The 3,958-nt window shown below is 34.3% G+C and carries 4 protein-coding genes; 2 read left to right on the top strand and 2 right to left on the bottom strand.

The annotated features are described in order from the left end of the window. Both M901_RS13650 and M901_RS13655 read right to left on the bottom strand, forming a co-directional pair. The coding region (locus tag M901_RS13650; RefSeq protein WP_034722327.1) for an aminotransferase class V-fold PLP-dependent enzyme at positions 1 to 1,086 on the bottom strand (1,086 nt) is incomplete at its 3' end. Then, positions 1,077 to 1,898 carry an NAD(P)-dependent oxidoreductase gene (locus tag M901_RS13655; RefSeq protein WP_021278797.1) on the bottom strand — a complete coding sequence of 274 codons (822 nt, stop codon included), beginning with the start codon at positions 1,896 to 1,898 and terminating at the stop codon, positions 1,077 to 1,079. The genes M901_RS13650 and M901_RS13655, both read right to left, overlap by 10 nt. A 184-nt stretch (positions 1,899 to 2,082) precedes the next feature. Between M901_RS13655 and M901_RS13660 the strand changes: the two genes are divergently transcribed. Together M901_RS13660 and M901_RS13665 are read left to right on the top strand one after the other, a co-directional pair. Beyond that, positions 2,083 to 2,802 (top strand): bifunctional 2-polyprenyl-6-hydroxyphenol methylase/3-demethylubiquinol 3-O-methyltransferase UbiG, encoded by a 720-nt coding sequence (locus M901_RS13660; protein WP_021278795.1) that lies wholly within the window; start codon positions 2,083 to 2,085, stop codon positions 2,800 to 2,802. Further along, positions 2,795 to 3,811 carry a glycosyltransferase family 4 protein gene (locus tag M901_RS13665; protein WP_021278793.1) on the top strand — a complete coding sequence of 339 codons (1,017 nt, stop codon included), beginning with the start codon at positions 2,795 to 2,797 and terminating at the stop codon, positions 3,809 to 3,811. Before M901_RS13660 ends, M901_RS13665 begins: the two co-directional genes overlap by 8 nt. Positions 3,812 to 3,958 lie beyond the last annotated feature (147 nt).

Genomic DNA, 3,958 nt, shown 5'->3' on the forward strand with positions numbered 1-3,958 from the left:
TTTATTTTTGTTGCAAACTATAGGCACACCAAACCAACTCGTCTCTGCATGATCCAACTCGCCTGGTATATGAACCATGTCCCCAAGAACTTCTTTAAATATTGACTCAGCTTTTTCCTTGTTTTCTCTTCTCTTAACATGAATATCTTCAATCTTTTTAAGTTGCTCTAAGCCAAGCGCACCCTGCAAATCCAAAGGCTTTACGTTGTAACCCATGTTAGAAAAGTAATACTTGTGATCTATTTTACCTTCATATCCATCTAGCCACTTGTCAAAACGATTACCACATGCACCTTTCTTACTCAGGTTTGCAGATCCCACACAATAACAATCACGCCCCCACCATGCAAAACTTCTGGCCAACGATATCAAATCTTTATCATTTGATGACACCATACCACCTTCCCCTGTAGTTATATGGTGGGCAGGATAAAATGAGCACGATGTTGCTATTGCATATTCAGACAACTCCTTCCCCTTCCATTTTGAGCCCAAACTATCACATCCATCTAAAACAAGCTCAATATCATACTTTTCAGAAATCTCTTTTAGCTTGTCAAAATCAGGAGGGTTTCCCAAAACAGGGGAAATAAAAATTGCCTTTGTTTTTTCTGTGATAGCAGCTTCCACTTTCTCCAAGTCAAAATTTAAATCTTCAAATACAATATCTGTAAAAACCGGCGTTAGGTTATTCTGAACTAGAGGTGCTATAGTAGTAGGGAACCCAACTGGAGAAACAATAACTTCATCACCGTCGCCCCAATCCAAGTGCTTCTTTAATGCAGAAATCATTATTAGGTTTGCAGAACTTCCTGAGTTCACCATTAACGATGATTCAAAACCGAACATTTTTGAGAACTCTCTTTCAAATTTAGCACAATGCTCACCCGCAACCAACCACTTACCCGTTAAAAAAGCCTTTACCGCAGCACGTGGTTCATCTTCAGTCCAGACCGGTCCCGAGTAATACATCCAATCCCTCTCTGGATCGAATGTCTTCTTTTTAGCATTATATAAATACGGAGGAAGTACTCCATCGGCATGCATCCTATCAAACAATTCATTAATATAATTATCTATCGACATAACTCTTTTATTCCTTCTTCTAATTTAATTTTTTGAGAAAAACCAAGAGACTTCAACTCATCCACACTCATAAAAAAGTCCTTAACCTGAACGGTCTTATGAAAATCTGGTGGATCAATAACATTAATCCTCGAAGTAGATTCAGTTTCTTCAAATATTATATCTATTAAATCTTTAAATAAAACTTTAGTTCCACTTCCAATGTTAAAAACTTTATTCTTTTCACCTTTAGTAATAACTAAATTTACTGCATCCACAACATCTTTAACATGCATGTAGTCTCTAAAAAACTGACCGTTATGATAGAGATCAATTTCTTCACAGTTCTTAATTTTATTAATAAGAAACTGTAGCGCATTTTTTTTCTTAGAAACTCCAATATCGCCAGATCCGTACACATTACATAAGCGCAAGATACGATAATCAATTTTAAATGTTTCACAATACGATACAACCAGTTGCTCTGCTGCTCTTTTCGTAATCGAATAAAAACCTTTAGGATTACACACGGATTGCTCATGTGCAGGAAGGTCTGTTTCCCCATAAACAAACCATGATGAAACAAAATTAAAACAACTCTTACCCGGTTCTAGGTTTTTTAATACATCAACCAAGATAGTTAAGTTTGTATCTATATCCTTATGAACATCTTCAAAGACATGATAATTATGTGTCGTGCTTATCAAATAAAGAACGTCCCCAGATAGGGGGATTCTAGATTCCCGCTCAATTAAAATAGACGATTTTTTATATTTCTCAAGATAATAGCCCCCTACAAAGCCAGTTCCTCCAAATATTGATACCTCTTCCATTACTCTTCCTTAAATATTAACTAAACAAAATTAAAAAAAATACGCTTCTATGTCAAATAACACGTCGCCACGAGGCATCTACAGATTTATTTCACAACTTTTTTATAATCAGTTTGGCAATTGTGACAGCTTTTATTTATACTTCATGGATAGTTTATGACTCTTAACAAGATAAAGTAATTTAATGAACGAATACAAAGAAGACATCGACAAAGTATGGTCTAACCTATGGAACAGTGAGCCAGAGGGAATAGACTTTAGTGAATACACCACACAGTTTAAGTTTAAGTATTTCTTAAAACCATTTATCGACAAACTACCCAAAGGGTCATCTGTTTGCGAGTTTGGCTCAGGTAACTGTCAATGGCTGCTCTTAATACATGCCTACCGTCCAGACCTAAAGCTAAATGGAATAGACATCTGTAGCGCTGCAAAAGATTATGCAAGAAAATATAATGTAAATTTTTTCAATGCAGATGTAAGAGACACCAAACTCGAAAGTGAAAGTTTTGATTTTGTTTACAGTTGGGGAGTGATCGAACACATGGAGGAATCCAATAAAGCCTTAAAAGAACAATTTCGCCTCGCAAAACATTTTGTCGTTGCAGATGTTCCATTTAATGATTCATTAGCAACCGTACCATTAAAAAATGAAATTAAAAGGACGGGCATGACTCCTTATCAAGCAATGGTTAAACACGGTAAGTTCTACTCTCGCTCAGACTTTAAAAACCTTGTTAACGAATCAATTGGAGATAACTACAAGTCTATCAAATTTAAAAACAACTACTTGGTATTTCCCACCAATAAGTTAGGGAGATTTTTGGATAACATTTGCCCTGATTTTATTAGATTCAAGCTTGGTCACAACATAGGCGTCCTAATTGAGAAATCAAATGGATAATATACATGATATTATTGCAATTCATCGTGGTCGAAATCGTACTACAACAAAACTAGTTAAATCCGTCACTAGTATTGATTATAATTTCGACTTTAGAGGTTTTGTTAATGGTTCAAAACTCAATCCAATCTGGCTCTTACTTAAAGCTTGGATTAACGCTAACGAGATTCCCGAGTCTAAATTATACCTAGTTGAAGGTGGTATGTTGTTTTGGGTTTCTTATTTTCTTAAAAAGAAATATAAAAAATCTAAAATTTTACTAATAGTACCTGAACCTGCTTTTTACTTTGATCCTAGAAAGTCTAAATTACAAAAGCTTTTCTTTAATTTCAAAGTTAAATCAATAAAGAAAACTATTGATTTATTACTACCCAACTCCATGATGATATATAGGGATGCGACCAAGTTAACTAAGTGCAAAATTCCATATTACCACCTGCGCTACCCAATTAAGAATTTTGATAGAGTTACTTATAAGTCTGACAAAAATATCCTATTTGTCTGTGAAAGACCTCATGATACTGGATATGTTAAAGGCTTAGATAATGTGCTCAGTATTTTTGAGAAAGTTCAGAAAAAAGAAGCCGATTCCAATCTATACATAGTTGGAACAGGTACAGAACACCTAAACCTACCAAATAAAAACATTCACTGCCTTGGCAGGGTAGATATGAATGATGTATTTAACCGCTGTAGTGTCCTGATATCTCCTGCAAGATATGATGCGTTCTTAATGGTTGTACCTGAAGCTGCATCAGCAGGCCTTATAACAATCGTATCTAATAAAGTTGGTGCTTCAGAATTAATACCAAATAACTTAAGAGAAGATTTAATAATTGAAATATCAAAAGAAGATCTTTGGGTTGATAACATTATAAAATCTTTTTCTTATAGCAAAGAAATCCGAGAAGAATTTTATAATCATTTTCAAGAAGAACTTAAGCTATATAAAGAAGAGATATTGCTTAAATCTCTTAAGGATATATGCAGAAAAGAGCTAGAGGACTAATTGTGAACAAGAAGCTTTATATTGTACTTATTCTTGATTTCATTTGCTTGTTTTTAAGTTACAATGTTACTGAATTCATTCTCACTTCTGATATCCCTGCTATCCAATTTAAACAAATATCTATATCAATACTATTCTTGTTTTTGA

Origin of the sequence: Bacteriovorax sp. DB6_IX (genome assembly GCF_000447775.1) — a bacterium.
Lineage (GTDB): Bacteria > Bdellovibrionota > Bacteriovoracia > Bacteriovoracales > Bacteriovoracaceae > Halobacteriovorax_A.

What these genes read in the sequence shown, in the direction of transcription:
- M901_RS13655 (WP_021278797.1), bottom strand. Translation starts at nt 1,898, where the DNA reads ATGGAAGAGGTATCAATATTTGGAGGAACTGGCTTTGTAGGGGGCTAT.
- M901_RS13660 (WP_021278795.1), top strand. Translation starts at nt 2,083, where the DNA reads ATGAACGAATACAAAGAAGACATCGACAAAGTATGGTCTAACCTATGG.
- M901_RS13665 (WP_021278793.1), top strand. Translation starts at nt 2,795, where the DNA reads ATGGATAATATACATGATATTATTGCAATTCATCGTGGTCGAAATCGT.